Origin of the sequence: Cognatishimia maritima, from assembly GCF_900129685.1 — a bacterium.
GTDB classification, from domain to species: Bacteria; Pseudomonadota; Alphaproteobacteria; order Rhodobacterales; family Rhodobacteraceae; genus Cognatishimia; species Cognatishimia maritima.
The window spans coordinates 796,211-811,167 of record NZ_FQWM01000001.1 but is presented as its reverse complement, the minus strand read 5'-3'; the positions used below and the strand labels follow the sequence as shown (position 1 = coordinate 811,167).

The window sequence follows — 14,957 nt, the reverse complement described above, 5'->3', positions numbered from 1 at the left end:
AACCCCGCGCAACAAGCTATAGCGCCGGGCATGTCTAGCAATCCGCCAAACCTCCGCCCGGACCTTGCCAACGCGCAGGTCAGCTCCGATCCAAGCCACCCGCTCCGCGAGGGCCAGCCAACCATTGGCATGGTCTCTTTGGGCTGCCCCAAGGCATTGGTGGATAGCGAACGCATCCTGACGCGGCTGCGGGCAGAGGGCTATGGCATTTCACCAGAGTATACAGGTGCCGACGCGGTGATCGTGAACACCTGCGGTTTCCTGGATTCAGCCAAGGCGGAAAGCCTTGACGCCATCGGCGAAGCGCTGAAGGAAAACGGCAAGGTGATCGTGACCGGCTGTCTGGGCGCGGAGCCTGACTATATTCGCGAACATCACCCCAAAATCCTCGCCGTCACAGGCCCGCACCAGTACGAACAGGTGTTGGACGCCGTGCATGGGGCCGTCCCCCCGTCGCCGAACCCATTTGTTGATTTGCTGCCGTCCTCTGGCGTGAAGCTGACCCCACGCCATTTCAGCTATTTGAAAATCTCCGAAGGCTGCAATCACAAGTGCAAATTCTGCATCATCCCGGATATGCGCGGCAGGCTCGCAAGCCGCCCGGTGCATGCGGTGCTGCGTGAGGCCGAGAAGCTGGTGGATGCGGGCGTCAAGGAACTCTTGGTGATCAGCCAAGATACCTCGGCCTATGGGCTGGACCGCAAATATTCCACCCACCCTTGGAAAGATCGCGAAGTGCGCAGCCATATCACCGATCTCGCGCGTGAATTGGGGCAGCTTGGGGCAGGGCGAGATCTTTGGGTGCGGCTGCATTACGTTTATCCGTATCCGCATGTGCGAGAGTTGATCCCGCTGATGGCTGAGGGGCTGATCCTGCCCTATTTGGATATTCCGTTTCAGCACAGCCACCCCGACACGCTGAAACGCATGGCGCGCCCGGCGCATACGGCAAAGACGCTGGATGAGATCGCCCGCTGGCGCGAGATTTGCCCCGACATCACCCTGCGCTCGACCTTCATTGTTGGCTACCCCGGCGAAACAGAGGCTGAATTCCAGCATCTGTTGGATTGGATGGATGAAGCGCAACTCGACCGGGTCGGATGCTTTCAGTACGAAAACGTCGACGGCGCGCGGTCAAATGATCTGCCGGATCATGTTGTCCCTGAGGTCAAACAGGATCGTTGGGACCGCTTCATGCAAAAGGCGCAGGCCATTTCCGAAGCTAAATTGGCCGCCAAAGTTGGCAGTCTGCAGCAGGTCATCGTGGATGACATCGACGAGGACGGTATTGCCACCTGTCGAACCAAGGCTGACGCGCCAGAAATCGACGGCAACCTCTTTATCGACGAGGGCACAGAAGGGCTGTTTGTCGGCGACTTGGTGACGGTTGAGGTTGATGAAGCTGGGGAATATGACCTGTGGGGACGGCTGATCCGCTGATGTCATAGATTGCCCGGCAAAGCCGAGCCCTAGTGACTAGAGTGTCCCCTCTGGGCAGCCATTGATCTCTACCAGCGCCTTTTGCCATGCGGCGTCTGCATCAAATCCTTCGGTCAGCCAGTCGTCGTCGGACTTTCGGGGCATCAGGCCACGTGTGATCATATAGGTCGGGCGGTAATCTGGCGGACCAGCTTTCGCGACGGCCTTGCAGGTCTCGGCCAGAAAGGCGCTGTTTGGTTCTCTGAGGCGGGCGATCACCGCTTTCAACGCGTTGATCGTGTCAAAGGAATAGCCGGAAAATATCCAAACATGCAGTTCCTGAACCGCGACATGGGCGCTTTCGTCCCAAACGCGCTGTTGGTCAAACAGGCTAAAGTTGGAGTAGGCCCAGAACATTTCTATCGCGTTTTCATTGCGTTCTTGCGCGACGCAATCGCGCACAATCCCAGCCAGTTCGCGTGCGGTTTGCCCCGCGTGGAGGTCCTCCAGCGTTTGGCAGCTCTCAGCGCTTGCTGGGGCGGCAAAGCCAAGGCTTACTAAGGTCGCGATCTGGCGTAGGCATTTCATGTGGCGCTCCGGTTTGGCGCCATCAGCCTATCTATGTTTGGACAGCCGCCCAAATCACATTCCTGCGCGCTTAGCCGATCAAGATCACCACCCAAGCAAGCCCGGCTGCAATAGCGGTGACAGCCACGGCAGCACTGGCCGCGTCTTTGGCGGCACCGGACAGCGGGTGCATTTCTTTGGAAATCCGATCAACGGTGCGTTCAATCGCTGTGTTGAACAATTCTGCTGCAATCACCAGCAGACCAAGCGCCAACAAGAGCGCGCGCTCCGCCACGCTGAGTGGCAACCAAAAGGCCAACAAGACAGAGATCAAGTAAGACCAGACCCAACTGCGCAGCGAATACTCCTCGCGCCAAGCGGCGGACCAGCCTTGCCAACTCCAGAGAATGCGCAGCTTGAGCCGCTGAATAAAGATAATCATGGGCGCACATTGCGGGTCTTTGCGGGTGTGATCAACCCGTTGCATTTAAGGGACGCCAGAAACTGTGTCTTGCGACATAGAACCGAAGCGCATACGTCTTGAAATGTAGGGCAAGAAAGGAAATCAGCGTGCGTCTTCTCAAGGTTTTGTTGTCGGTTGTTGTCGTTCTTTTTGTGACCCTGGTTGGTCTGATTTTTGTCCTACCCGGGGAAAAGATCGCAAACCTTGCTGCGGATCAGGTTAAAGCACAGACCGGGCGTGACTTGGTCTTTGATGGCGACGTGACTTTTAGTTTTTTCCCGACGCTTGGTGTTGATACCGGCGCCGTTGCTTTGGGCAATGCGGATTGGTCGGAAAATGGCCCAATGTTTCAAGCACAATCCGCGCGGGTCGGCTTGGACATGATGGCCCTGCTGGGCGGTGGCATCCAGATCAAACATATCGAGTTGGACAGCCCGACCATCCTTTTGGAAACCGACAGCGAAAACCACGCGAACTGGGACCTTTTCCCGCCAGGTGAAAGTGCAGAGGCAACTGACGGCGACAATGCGGCCACGGACGCAGTTGCGGGTTTCACTCTTGAGAAGCTGACCGTCACCGATGCCTCGATCCGCTACCGTGAGAATGGCCAAGAACGATTGGCGCTGTCGGCGGTTTCGGCCGCACTTGATTGGGGCGGCGAAGGCGCGGAGATCACCGTGACCGCAACGCCTGTGTCCGATCCTGTCTCTTTGGTGGCGTCGGTCGGTGATCTTGATGGGCTGATGGCCGGGGATGTCACCAGCGTGATCGCCAAGATCGAAGCGGCCGGGAACAGCGTGTCGTTTGATGGCCGCGCCTCGATTGTGCCAGAGCTGCAGGGCTTCGCTGCATTGGATTTGCCAAAACCTGACCGGTTCCTTGCCGCACTTGGCATCCCGTCCCAAGGCACCCCTGCGACCGAGTTTTCTGGCGACATAACCTTGACCAAAGAGATGTTGTTCAGCCTGCGCAACGCCAAGGTCGCGGCTCTTGGCAATGCCGTTGATCTGGATGCAGATGTCGATCTGTCCGGCAAACCCGTTGTGACAGCCAATTTGCGCGCGGGCACAATCAATCTGGAGGCGCTCACCGGCACGGACGCGGGTGCGGCGGATGACGCTGGGAGCAGTGAATGGTCCAAAGCGCCAATTGATGTCAGCGCGCTGGGTCTTTTTGACGGCACCATCGCCATCAGCGCCAATGCGATTGAAACCGGGACGCTTTCCTTTGGCGCATCTCGCTTGTCTGTCGAGGTCGACAATGCGCGCGCCGTGGCGACCTTGCAGCAACTCAGCGGCTATGATGGAGAGATCACAGGCCAATTCGTGGCCAACAACCGCAGCGGGCTGTCGGTTGGGGGCAAGCTGAATGTTTCAGGGATGGAATTGAAAGGTCTGTTGACTGATTTTGCCGAGGTTGACCGCTTTACCGGCAAAGCCGACGCGCAGATCGGGTTTTTGGCGGCGGGGCAGTCGTTGCATGCCATCATGAACTCGCTTCAAGGCGACGGTTTGGTCAGTGTCGGGACTGGCACGATTTCAGGCATTGATCTTGATAAACTGTTCCGGGGCACACCGACCGGGGGCACCACTGTTTTTGACAATATGGTTGCCACATGGACGATTGCTGACGGCGTGTTGAAAAACGAGGACCTTCTGATGGACCTGCCAAAGGTGCAGGCCAAGGGGGCAGGGGCCGTGGGCCTGGGTGCCCAGACCATTGACTACACGTTTACGCCGCAGATCAAGAATGCAACCGACACTGGCCTGGCCATTCCTGTTCGCGTCAAAGGGCCGTGGGCCGGTCCCAAGATTTGGCCAGACCTTGAAGCCGTGGCGAACCAAAACCTGAAAGAAGAGCGTAAGGAACTGCGCGAGAAGGCCAAGCAGACGGTGGCGGACAAATTGGGCGTTAAGGCAGAAGAAGGGCAATCCCTTGAAGATGCGGCCAAAAAGAAGCTCGAAGAAGAGGCCGCAAAGCAACTGCTAAAGCTTCTGGGCAAAAACTAAGGCTTGACGGGTGCCGCCATGGGTGGCACCAAACGGGCCATGACACGGATGACAACCATCTTTGTAACCTATTATCCCCTGCCGAAATAACGGCGGGGCTTTTGACGTGACCGCCGCTGGCCGGTGGATCACACAACTTTCCAAGACATTTCGCATCGGCTCGCGGCTCTGACAAAGGACCGAGCGATGTCTGATGAAAAGACAACTGTTGGACTATTTGGATTTGGCGGCTTTGGCCAATTGATCGCGGCGCATCTGGCACCGCATGTGGCTCTGCGCATCCATGATCCCTATATCTCGGTTCTCGGCGGTGTAAGCCTTGCGGAAGCCGCGCAATGTGACGTCATCATTCTGGCCGTACCTGTCGCTGAAATCCGCACGATCTGCGAGGACATTGCAGGGTTTCTGCGGCCCGGTGCAGTGGTGGTGGATGTCGGCTCTGTGAAACTCGCCCCGATTGCAGATATGGTCGAATGCCTGCCGGATCACGTGCAGATCGTGGGCACGCATCCCTTGTTTGGGCCGCAAAGCGCGGCAGAGGGCATTGCTGGACACAAGCTGTCGCTCTGTCCGGTGCGCGGAGAGGCGTGGCGCGAGATTGGTATATTTCTGCGCCGCCGCCTGAAGCTGAACGTGATCACCTGTTTGCCCGAAGATCACGACCGAGAGGCTGCCATGGTGCAGGGGCTGACGCATCTGATTGCCAAGGTCATGGGTGACATGGGGCCGCTGCCCACGCGGATGACCACGGCCAGTTTCGATCTGATCGCGCGGGCAGTCGAAATGGTGAAAGACGACCCACCAACAGTATTGAACGCGATAGAGACAGCCAATCCCTTTGCCGCCAAAGTGCGGGAGACGTTTTTTGAGCGCGCAGAGGTCCTAAGAGCGCGGTTCGACGTCTAGCGCATGCCGAGGGTAAAGAAAAACCCGGCGCAAAAGCCGGGCTTTTTGATTGAGTTGTTTGTGTCTCCTACCGCCGACGATCACGCCGCGACGACATGGGCTGGAATGCTACGCCCACATGCGCCTCGCAATAAGGTTTGCCGGATTGCACCGGCAGGCCGCAGAACCAGAAATGTTCGGTCGCCGGGTCACCGACAGGCCATTTGCAAGTGCGTTCGGTCAGTTCCATCAAAGACAGCTTCTTGGCTTTCTTCTCAACTTCGTTGACCTTCGCCAGCGCCTCTGGGCTGATCTCATTCGCTGATGGCTGCGGTGGCAGCGGTTGGCCAGCTGGGATGATCGCCTTGCGATTGGTCGCACCTGCTGGGCGCGGGGGCACGGCTGGTTCGGTCTTCATCTCGGGCATCGGCTTCGCCTTTGGCTCGGCCTTTGGCTTTGGCGCGGGCTTCGGTTTGGCCTCTGCTTTAGGTTTCGCGTCTGCCTTCGCCCCGCCGGACCCGGCACGGTTGGAAAGGCCCAGACGGTGCACTTTCCCGATCACCGCATTGCGGGTCACGCCACCCAGTTCCTTTGCGATCTGGCTTGCGGATTGGCCTTCGCCCCACATTTTCTTCAGGATCTCTACGCGCTCGTCAGTCCAGGACATGCCTATTTCCTTACAAAAGAAGCGGCGCCCCGGCTGGACGAGGGTCCGCTTCCATAAATCTCGGTCAGGGGCCTATTTTAGTCACCCCACAGCCAGTTACAAGGCAGAGATTCGGTTTGGGGGTGTTCAATCTGATGGAATTCTCGATCCTGCAGTGGCTGCGGTTTTGCGCAGCGCGCCGCATTCCATGAAAAAAGAGCTTCTCAGACCGCAAGAACCTCCGTATAGAGCGCCCTATGATGACACAAACCAGCCATATCCGAATCCGACGATTCCGACGCTGACCCTCAGCTTTCTGCAAGACTGCAGGCCTGAGACTCATCATCTTGCGAAATCATCCCATCGATTTTGCAAAAAATGCGCAAATGCGCAGCAAACCAAAGTTCTCTCATTGACACGATAGCCCGGCTATTGCACGCCGTTGTTTCCAACTGGGCTTAACCACAAGGACCGGACCATGATTACCACCGTTCTGCCGACTTATAATCGGGCACCTCTTAACTTCGTCAAAGGCGAAGGCAGCTGGGTTACCGAGGCAGATGGCCGACGTTTTCTTGATATGGGCGCTGGAATCGCGGTGAACGTCCTAGGTCATGCGCACCCGGCTTTGGTCGACGCGCTGACCACGCAGGCCAATGCGATCTGGCATGTCTCTAACCTGTATCAGATCCCACAACAGCAGGCATTGGCCGATAAGCTGGTGGATGCGAGTTTTGCCGACACCGTGTTTTTCACCAACTCTGGCACGGAAAGCTGCGAGTTGGCCGTGAAAATGGCGCGCAAATATTGGTACGAAAAAGGCCAGCCGGAAAAGACCGATATCATCGGTTTTGAGGGTGCGTTCCATGGGCGGAGTTCTGCAGGCATTGCTGCGGCGGGCTCTGAAAAGATGACCAAGGGCTTTGGTCCTCTATTGCCCGGATTCAAACACGTGCCTTGGGGTGATCTTGATGCGCTGCAGGCGGCGATCACCGAAACCACAGCTGCCGTGATCTTGGAACCTGTGCAGGGCGAAGGCGGCATCCGCCCTATGGAAGACGCCGACCTGCGCGCGGTGCGGGCGATTTGTGATGAAGCGGGCGTTCTGCTGATCTTGGACGAGGTCCAATGTGGTGTGGGCCGGACGGGCAAGTTGTTTGCCCACGAATGGGCAGGGATCACGCCCGATATCATGATGGTCGCTAAGGGCATCGGCGGGGGTTTTCCACTGGGCGCAGTTCTGGCAACCGAAGAAGCGGCAAGCGGTATGGTGGCAGGCACCCACGGGTCGACCTACGGCGGTAACCCATTGGCCTGTTCCGTGGGCAATGCGGTGATGGATATCGTTGCCGATCCGGCGTTTTTGGCAGAGGTGAACCGCAAGTCGGGATTGCTACGTCAGAAACTTGAGGGCCTGGTTGCTGCACATCCTGACGTGTTCGAAGCAGTGCGCGGGACTGGGTTGATGTTGGGGCTGAAATGCAAGGCACCGCAAGGCAACGTGTTGCAGGCTGCATATGATGCCGATCTGATCACCATTCCGGCGGCGGACAATGTTATTCGCCTGCTCCCGGCTTTGAACATCACAGACGAAGATATCAACGAGGCCCTGACGCGGCTCGATGCGGCTGCGACTGCCGTTGAACACTCCCTCGAAGGACAAGCACAATGAACCATTTTCTGGATATTCACAAAACCGATCCGGTGGATCTGCGTGCGATTATCGACAACGCCAAAGCCATGAAAGACGCGCGTGCTGGCCAATCCAAGGGCACATTGGATGCCGATCTGCCGCTGAAAGACCAGATGGTGGCGCTGATCTTTGAAAAACCCTCGACCCGGACCCGCGTGTCTTTTGACGTGGGCGTGCGTCAAATGGGGGGGCAGACCATGGTGCTGTCTGGCAAGGAAATGCAACTGGGACATGGCGAAACCATTGCCGACACCGCGCGCGTTCTAAGCCGTTATGTCGATCTGATTATGATCCGCACATTTGAGGAACAAACGCTGCTGGAGTTGGCGGAATATTCCGATGTGCCGGTCATCAACGGTCTGACCGACCGCACCCACCCCTGTCAGATCATGGCGGATATCCTGACGTTCGAAGAACATCGTGGTCCGATCAAAGGCAAAAAGGTGGTTTGGTCAGGCGACGGTAATAATGTTTTTGCCAGCTTCGCCCATGCGGCGGGTCAATTTGGCTTTGATCTGATCTTTACCGGCCCACCGCAGCTTGATCCCGAACAGGAGTTCATTGATCTCGCGCGCTCCAAAGGCAGCAATGTCGAGATCGTGCGCGACCCGTTGGCCGCAGTTGAAGGTGCGGATCTGGTTGTGACGGACACTTGGGTTTCCATGCATGACCCGCAATCGGCGCGCGAACGTCGCCACAATCAACTGCGCCCCTATCAGGTGAACGAGCAGTTGATGGCCCATGCCAAACCCGACGCGCTCTTTATGCACTGCTTGCCTGCGCACCGTGACGAAGAGGCGACCAATGCCGTCATGGATGGGCCAAATTCGGTGATCTTTGATGAGGCCGAAAACCGCCTGCACGCCCAAAAAGCTGTGATGCGGTGGTGTTTGGGTAAGTAACGGCGTTTTTCCAGGTGACTTAAGCCGGGGCTTAGCCCCGGACACCCAAGGTGTTGGGACCAAAGAGAAACGGCTGCCGAACTTATCCGCGCCGCTTCACGCGCAGTGTTGGATCTGCCTCTGTCGGGTCTTCGGGCCAGGGGTGCTTGGGGTAGCGTCCACGCATGTCTTTGCGCACATCGGTGTAGCTGCTCGCCCAAAAACCGGGGATGTCCATCGTGGTCTGCACAGGGCGCTGGGCGGGCGATAGCAGAGTGACCTTTAATGGTGTGTTGCCAACCGTAGGGTGGGTTTTCTGGCCAAACATCTCTTGCAGGCGCAGGGTGATTTCCGGGTGTTCGCCGGAATAATCAATCGGAATCTGGCGGTTTAGCGGCGTTGTGAAATGCGCCGGTGCAATTCGATCTACAAGTTGCATCTGTGGCCAATCCAGCGTGGCGCGTAAGGCTTCAAGGATGTCGAACTTTTTCCACTGATCTGCGGTCTTCACGCCAGCCAAATGGGGCAGGAGCCATTCTTCGAGCGTGCCAAGCAAGGTGTCTTCGCTGAGGTCGGGCAGATCGTGCCCTGCGCCGCGTACCAAAGCAACGCGTGCGAGAAAGCGTTTGGCTGCCGGACTTGGCAACAATCTCATTTCGCGAACGCCATCCAGCATGGCCTTGGCGATGTCCTCTTGTGGGGCGTCTTTCCATAGGCGGTCGTCCAGTGCGAGCGCGCCAAACATCTCTTGCTGGCGCGCAACTACGCGACCTTCGCGTTTGGACCAGTGGCAGGTCTTTTGCCATTGGATTTGGCCCCCAAAAAGCGCGCGGATTTCGGGTTCAGAGATCGCAATGGCCTGCCTGATGCGGGCTTCACGCGGATTGCCATCCAAATCCGTGGCGACGATCAAGCGTTCTGACGCCATCGGATCGGCCTCATCCAGAACGGCCCCTTTGCCGCCGGACAAAACATACCGCGCGGCGTCTCCTTTGCGGCGCAACCCGATGCGGTCGGGGTAGGCCAGCGCTGCCATCTCAGCCAGTGAATAATCACCATGCCCCTGCGCAAGGCGCGCCAGCCGTTTGCTTTCCTCTCGGATCGTATGTAGCGCACCGCGATTGACTTGATAGGGGCGCGTTTGCTCGAAACGTTTGAGATCGGCAATCGACTCGGCTCGCAACGCAAGATCAACGGGGGCTGACCGCGCCAGCGGATCGCGTGCCGCCAGAAGCGCGGCCAGAGGCGCGGCTTTGCGACCCGCAATTGCCAGCATATGCGCCAGGCGTGGGTGCAGCGGCATGCGCGCGACGCTTTGGCCGTGTTCGGTGATGCGCATATCTTGATCCAGTATGCCCAACATCTGCAGTAGGTTCTGCGCTTCGCTGAATGTTCCAGAAGGTGGCTGGGTCAGGAAAGGCAGGTCAGCAGTGGTCGCGCCCCAAGCGGCCAATTCCAGCGCCAATCCCGCCAGATCAGCAGCTTCGATTTCCGCAGGCGGGAAGGGCAGCAGGCCGCCTTCTTCGCCTTTCGTCCAAAGTCGATAGCAAACACCTTTGGCCACGCGGCCCGCGCGGCCTTGGCGTTGTGTTGCCTCTGCCTTGGTGACCTTTTCGGTGATAAGCCGCGACATGCCAGATCCCGGATCAAACCGCGCTCGCCGCGCGCGGCCTGCGTCAACCACGACACGCACGTCTTGGATGGTCAGCGAGGTTTCAGCGATTGATGTCGACAGAACAACCTTGCGCCCCTGCGTGGCTGGTTGGATTGCGGCGCGCTGTGCTTTGAAATCCATTGCCCCAAAGAGCGTGTGCACCTGGCATTCGGCAGGCAGCTTCAATCGTTGTGCTGTGCGCCGGATTTCTGCTTCGCCGGGCAAAAAGACCAAAACGCCCCCTTCGCTCTCTGCCACCGCTGTTTCGATCAACCGGGCAGTTGCCTCCTCTAAACGATCTTCTTTGCGCAGCGGCTTTTCCAGCCAGCGCGTCTCCACAGGAAAACTGCGCCCTTCGGACGTCACAAGCGGGGCGTTGTCCATCAATGCGGCGACCGGCTCTGCATCCAGCGTCGCTGACATCACGACAAGCATCAGGTCATCGCGCAGTGCGCCAGTGATCTCAAGGCACAGCGCTAGGCCTAAGTCCGCATTCAGGGACCGTTCGTGGAATTCATCAAAGATGACCGCGCCAACGCCTTTCAATTCTGGGTCAGACTGGATCATGCGGGTCAGGATGCCCTCGGTCACCACCTCGATCCGCGTGGATTTCGAGGTGTTGCTATCCCCGCGTACGCGGTAGCCGACTGTCTGACCGACTGGCTCGACCAAGGTTTCCGCCATGCGTTCTGCCGCCGCGCGTGCGGCCAGTCGTCTGGGTTCCAGCATGATGATCTTGCCGGTCACCAAACCCGCCTCCAGCATCGCTAATGGAACAACGGTCGTTTTCCCGGCCCCCGGCGGCGCTTGCAAAACAGCGCGACCCTTGGACCGCAAGGCGGCGATCAGGTCTGGCAGAGCCTCTTGGATGGGAAGCTGAACGGGAAGCGTGGTCATACTGCCTTATCCCGAATGCGCAAGGGCGGGTAAAGATGCAAAGACTTCACGCGAAACCCAGACACCATCGTAAACCCAGCGTCATTGTCGCACAGGCATAGGCCAATCGTCGGGAAGAGGGTAGACAACCGGGCAGGGCGCGGGGCATGAACGCAGCCCAGAAGCATTAGCAATAGGGCCGTGGCATGGACATCGCAGAGCTGCGCGACAGGATTTTGAAACAGGACCGCCGGGCACTGGCGCGGGCGATCACGCTTGTGGAAAGCGGGCGAGCTGATCACCGTGCGCAGGCAGCGGACTTGTTAGAGGCGCTGCGCGGGGCAGGAAGGCAGGCGTTGCGGATTGGCCTTTCGGGCACGCCTGGGGTGGGCAAATCCACCTTCATTGAAAGCTTTGGCATTTTCCTGACGGCCCAAGGCAAACGCGTTGCGGTCTTGGCCGTTGATCCGTCTTCTGCGCGGTCCGGTGGGTCGATCTTGGGCGACAAAACGCGGATGGAGCGGCTTTCGCGCGACAAAAACGCGTTTATCCGCCCATCCCCCAGCCAGACGCATCTTGGCGGCGTTGCTCGGCGCACGCGCGAGGCTGTGGCGCTTTGCGAAGCGGCGGGGTTTGACGTGGTTCTGATTGAAACCGTGGGCGTCGGCCAAAGCGAAACCGTGGTGGCCGAGATGTCGGACCTGTTTTTGCTGTTGCTTGCTCCTGCCGGGGGCGACGAATTGCAGGGCGTCAAACGCGGCATCATGGAGATGGCAGACCTGATCCTTGTCAACAAAGCAGATGGTGACCTGAAATCCACCGCCATGCGGACCTGCGCTGACTATTTAGGCGCTTTGCGGCTTTTGCGCAAACGCCCGCAAGACCCAGAGGGTTTCCCAAAGGCGATGACAGTCTCTGCGCTTGAAGAACAGGGGCTTACGGATGCCTGGGCGCAAATGTGTGAGCTGACGGACTGGCGGCGCGCAAATGGGCATTGGGAGGGCCGTCGTGAATCGCAGGCGCAATTCTGGTTCCATGAAGAAGTGAAACAGGGTGTGCTTGCACAACTGCAGACCGGGGACGCGAAAGCGCAGATCGCAGAATTGGCTGCGCAGGTCGCCGCGCAAGAAATCACGCCCTCAGCCGCTGCCGATAAGGTTCTGAACGCGCTTGATATTCGCACGAAGTAAGCCTTAAGGCAGGTATCTAAAGGAATTGAACTTTCCTCAATGCAGCGTGCGATTCATTGCTGTGAATCACTTGACGCCGCTCCATTTCAGGCCTAAAGACGCCCAACGAATTTCTGGGTGCTGCCCGCGGCGGCGCCTTTTTGCATTATCGGGGTCACATTCCCCGTGGACCGTAAAACGAGGATGAACCCATGTCGCGCCGTTGCGAATTGACCGGAAAAGGCCCGATGACTGGCAATAATGTCAGCCACGCCAACAACAAAACCAAGCGTCGCTTCCTGCCGAACCTGAACGACGTGACTCTGCAATCCGAAACTCTGGGTCGCGGCGTCAAACTGCGTATCTCTGCATCTGCTCTGCGTTCCGTTGATCACCGTGGTGGTCTGGACGCGTTCCTCGCAAAAGCGAAGGACGAAGAGCTGTCTGCGAACGCTCTGAAAGTTAAAAAAGAAATCGCAAAAGCACAGGCTGCAGCAGCCTAAGCCAAGCGCTTTCATTCACTGGACAGTGACGCAAGCCCCGCCTGATATCAGGTGGGGCTGTTGCGTTTTGTCGCCTTCCATTTCTGGGTGATGCGGCCTATATGGCGCGTGATGACACGGCTCAGGCTTCATATCTCTGCACTTTTGATCGCGCTGTTGACCCTGACGGGCTATGGCACGGCGATGGCAAAAGGCATGCCACAAAGCGTGGGTGTGATGGAGCTTTGCGCAGGGCAAGCCACTGTTCTGATCGCGGTTGACGCCAACGGAGAGCCGACCGCCCCGCAGCAGCATTGCCCGGAGTGTACGCTGCTGGCATTGGACATGATCGCGGACCAAAGTGATCCGCTGGAGGTCTCTCAGGCGCAGTTTGCCATGCCAAAAACCGCCGAGGCGACCTCTGTCGCTGTCCAAAGGCTTTTGAAGCTCAAGGCACGCGCGCCGCCGCTGGCTGTTTGACCCAAGCCTTTCAGTCAAACACCAACACCGGAGAAAGCCATGTCTTTCAAATCTATCGCTCTGGCCGTTGTGGCCACCCTTTCCCTGACCGCACCTGCCTTTGCAGAAAGCCAAATCATGGTCAAAGACGCCTATGCGCGCGTTGCCTCAAAAGCTGCCAAAGCAGGGGCTGCCTTCTTTGAAATCCACAATATGGGCGACACGGATGACCGCTTGATTGGCGTGACATCTGACGTTGCCGCAAAAACAGAGCTACACACCCATAAGGACATGGGCGACGGCGTGATGAAGATGATGCATGTCGAAGAAGGCTATGCAGTCCCTGCGGGCGGCACCCATATGCTGGCGCGAGGGGGCGACCATGTGATGATGATGGGGCTGACAAGGCCGCTTGAACATGGCGATGAGGTCGCTGTTGTGCTGGTCTTCGAAAATGCTGGTGAAATCGCTCTGACCATCCCAGTTGACCTGGAACGCGCGGAAGACCACAGCGCGACACACAAACACCACTAAGTTACCGAAGGCCGGGGCGACCCGGCCTTTACCCTTTCAGTGTGTCAGCGACCCAAGCTGGCACCACGTCGCTTGCAGGTCCAAATCGGCATTCTGCAAACCGTGATGCTCCTGCGGAGGGTTCTAGGTTCAATTCAACCGTATGCGCCCCAAAATGGTCCGCCTCAGCGACGAAGTTCGCTGCCGGATAGACCTCACCCGACGTGCCAATCGACACGAAGATATCTGCGGTTGAGAGCGCTTCGGCGATCTGCTCCATCTGGTAAGGGATTTCACCGAACCACACGACGTCTGGCCGCGTTGCAGGGCTTGCACAGCGTGGGCACGGGTCGTTCGGCGACATCACCAAGGGTGCGACCCAGCGGTGATCACAGGCCGCACAAAGCGCGCGGTCAAGGGCACCATGCATATGGATCACGTTCTGGCTGCCCGCCTTTTCATGCAAAGAATCAACGTTTTGCGTGACGATCAGGACGGGCCCGGCGTGATCCTTCTCCAACTGCGCTAGCGCGTAATGCGCGGCATTTGGCTGTGCCTTTGCAGCCTGATCTCGGCGCGCATTATAGAAGTCGTGCACAAGTTGCGGGTTGCGCGCAAAGCCTTCGGGGGTCGCGACGTCTTCGATCCGGTGCTGTGCCCAAAGCCCATGTGCATCGCGAAACGTGCCAAGCCCGCTTTCCGCGGAAATACCCGCTCCTGTCAGGATCACGATATTGGTCACGGGGCCTCCTTGCCATGCGGTTCCGCCTCGGGCTATCCCGGTCATCATGCAATAGGAAGGGCGCGCCATGAAGGTCTTGTTTGTCTGTCTGGGGAATATCTGTCGCAGCCCTTCGGCTGAAGGCGTGTTTCGCGAAATGTCAGACGTTGACACCGACAGCGCGGGGACGGCGGGCTGGCATGTGGGCAAACCACCCTACGGACCTATGCAGGAGGCCGCGAAGCGGCGTGGCTATGATTTCAGCGATCTTCGGGCGCGGCAGTTCACGGCTGCAGATTTTGACCGCTTTGATCTAATCATCGGCATGGATGGATCAAACATCGAAGACATAGAGGCGTTGCGTCCGTCTGGAAACAACACCCCGGTGCGGCGCTTTACCGACTACGCCCCAGAGCGCGGCATGTCAGAGGTGCCTGACCCCTATTACACCCGCGATTTCGACGGCGCGCTGGACTTGATCGAGGATTGCGCACGAGGCTTGAAGGCTGCGATCAGCTAG

At 58.2% G+C, this 14,957-nt stretch carries 15 protein-coding genes; 10 read left to right on the top strand and 5 right to left on the bottom strand.

Features of this window, described 5'->3' with window-relative positions; translation table 11 throughout:
• The first annotated feature begins 30 nt into the window (after positions 1-30).
• On the top strand, positions 31-1,440 hold the full coding sequence (rimO, locus tag BUA39_RS04240) for a 30S ribosomal protein S12 methylthiotransferase RimO (protein ID WP_072791265.1): 1,410 nt from the start codon (positions 31-33) through the stop codon (positions 1,438-1,440).
• Positions 1,441-1,476: 36 nt separating this feature from the next.
• Here rimO and BUA39_RS04235 read toward each other — a convergent pair whose 3' ends face one another.
• Complete coding sequence (locus BUA39_RS04235) at positions 1,477-2,007, bottom strand: hypothetical protein (protein WP_072791263.1); 531 nt, start codon at positions 2,005-2,007, stop codon at positions 1,477-1,479.
• A 70-nt stretch (positions 2,008-2,077) separates the two neighbouring features.
• Positions 2,078-2,473, bottom strand: a complete 396-nt coding sequence (locus BUA39_RS04230; protein WP_242648531.1) for a diacylglycerol kinase — start codon at positions 2,471-2,473, stop codon at positions 2,078-2,080.
• 83 nt (positions 2,474-2,556) lie between these two features.
• On the opposite strand from BUA39_RS04230, the gene BUA39_RS04225 reads away from it, so the two are divergent.
• Both BUA39_RS04225 and BUA39_RS04220 read left to right on the top strand, forming a co-directional pair.
• Complete coding sequence (locus BUA39_RS04225; RefSeq protein ID WP_072791261.1) at positions 2,557-4,458, top strand: AsmA family protein; 1,902 nt, start codon at positions 2,557-2,559, stop codon at positions 4,456-4,458.
• A gap of 186 nt (positions 4,459-4,644) precedes the next feature.
• On the top strand, positions 4,645-5,364 hold the full coding sequence (locus BUA39_RS04220; RefSeq protein ID WP_072791259.1) for a prephenate dehydrogenase/arogenate dehydrogenase family protein: 720 nt from the start codon (positions 4,645-4,647) through the stop codon (positions 5,362-5,364).
• A 67-nt stretch (positions 5,365-5,431) separates the two neighbouring features.
• Here the strand turns inward: BUA39_RS04220 and BUA39_RS04215 are convergent, their stop codons facing one another.
• Positions 5,432-6,010, bottom strand: a complete 579-nt coding sequence (locus BUA39_RS04215; protein WP_072791257.1) for a GcrA family cell cycle regulator — start codon at positions 6,008-6,010, stop codon at positions 5,432-5,434.
• A gap of 457 nt (positions 6,011-6,467) precedes the next feature.
• Between BUA39_RS04215 and BUA39_RS04210 the strand changes: the two genes are divergently transcribed.
• Both BUA39_RS04210 and argF read left to right on the top strand, forming a co-directional pair.
• Positions 6,468-7,661 carry an aspartate aminotransferase family protein gene (locus tag BUA39_RS04210; protein WP_072791255.1) on the top strand — a complete coding sequence of 398 codons (1,194 nt, stop codon included), beginning with the start codon at positions 6,468-6,470 and terminating at the stop codon, positions 7,659-7,661.
• Positions 7,658-8,584 carry an ornithine carbamoyltransferase gene (argF, locus tag BUA39_RS04205; protein ID WP_072791253.1) on the top strand — a complete coding sequence of 309 codons (927 nt, stop codon included), beginning with the start codon at positions 7,658-7,660 and terminating at the stop codon, positions 8,582-8,584. Before BUA39_RS04210 ends, argF begins: the two co-directional genes overlap by 4 nt.
• An 82-nt stretch (positions 8,585-8,666) precedes the next feature.
• On the opposite strand, the gene hrpB is transcribed toward argF, so the two are convergent.
• Positions 8,667-11,114, bottom strand: a complete 2,448-nt coding sequence (gene hrpB / locus BUA39_RS04200) for an ATP-dependent helicase HrpB (protein WP_072791251.1) — start codon at positions 11,112-11,114, stop codon at positions 8,667-8,669.
• Between the two features lie 185 nt (positions 11,115-11,299).
• Here hrpB and meaB point away from each other — a divergent pair, with 185 nt between their 5' ends.
• The 4 genes from meaB to BUA39_RS04180 all read left to right on the top strand — a co-directional run bounded on the left by meaB (position 11,300) and on the right by BUA39_RS04180 (position 13,737).
• Complete coding sequence (gene meaB / locus BUA39_RS04195; protein ID WP_072791250.1) at positions 11,300-12,283, top strand: methylmalonyl Co-A mutase-associated GTPase MeaB; 984 nt, start codon at positions 11,300-11,302, stop codon at positions 12,281-12,283.
• Between the two features lie 191 nt (positions 12,284-12,474).
• Complete coding sequence (rpmB, locus tag BUA39_RS04190; RefSeq protein WP_072791248.1) at positions 12,475-12,765, top strand: 50S ribosomal protein L28; 291 nt, start codon at positions 12,475-12,477, stop codon at positions 12,763-12,765.
• A 60-nt stretch (positions 12,766-12,825) separates the two neighbouring features.
• The gene (locus BUA39_RS04185) at positions 12,826-13,224 is read left to right on the top strand and encodes a hypothetical protein (RefSeq protein ID WP_165610478.1); all 399 of its coding nucleotides are present in this window, start codon (positions 12,826-12,828) and stop codon (positions 13,222-13,224) included.
• 39 nt (positions 13,225-13,263) lie between these two features.
• Positions 13,264-13,737: a copper chaperone PCu(A)C gene (locus BUA39_RS04180; RefSeq protein ID WP_072791245.1), complete on the top strand. Its 474-nt coding sequence runs from the start codon at positions 13,264-13,266 to the stop codon at positions 13,735-13,737.
• 28 nt (positions 13,738-13,765) lie between these two features.
• On the opposite strand, the gene BUA39_RS04175 is transcribed toward BUA39_RS04180, so the two are convergent.
• On the bottom strand, positions 13,766-14,458 hold the full coding sequence (locus tag BUA39_RS04175) for an NAD-dependent deacylase (protein ID WP_110721819.1): 693 nt from the start codon (positions 14,456-14,458) through the stop codon (positions 13,766-13,768).
• 67 nt (positions 14,459-14,525) lie between these two features.
• Between BUA39_RS04175 and BUA39_RS04170 the strand changes: the two genes are divergently transcribed.
• Complete coding sequence (locus BUA39_RS04170; protein ID WP_072791243.1) at positions 14,526-14,957, top strand: low molecular weight protein-tyrosine-phosphatase; 432 nt, start codon at positions 14,526-14,528, stop codon at positions 14,955-14,957.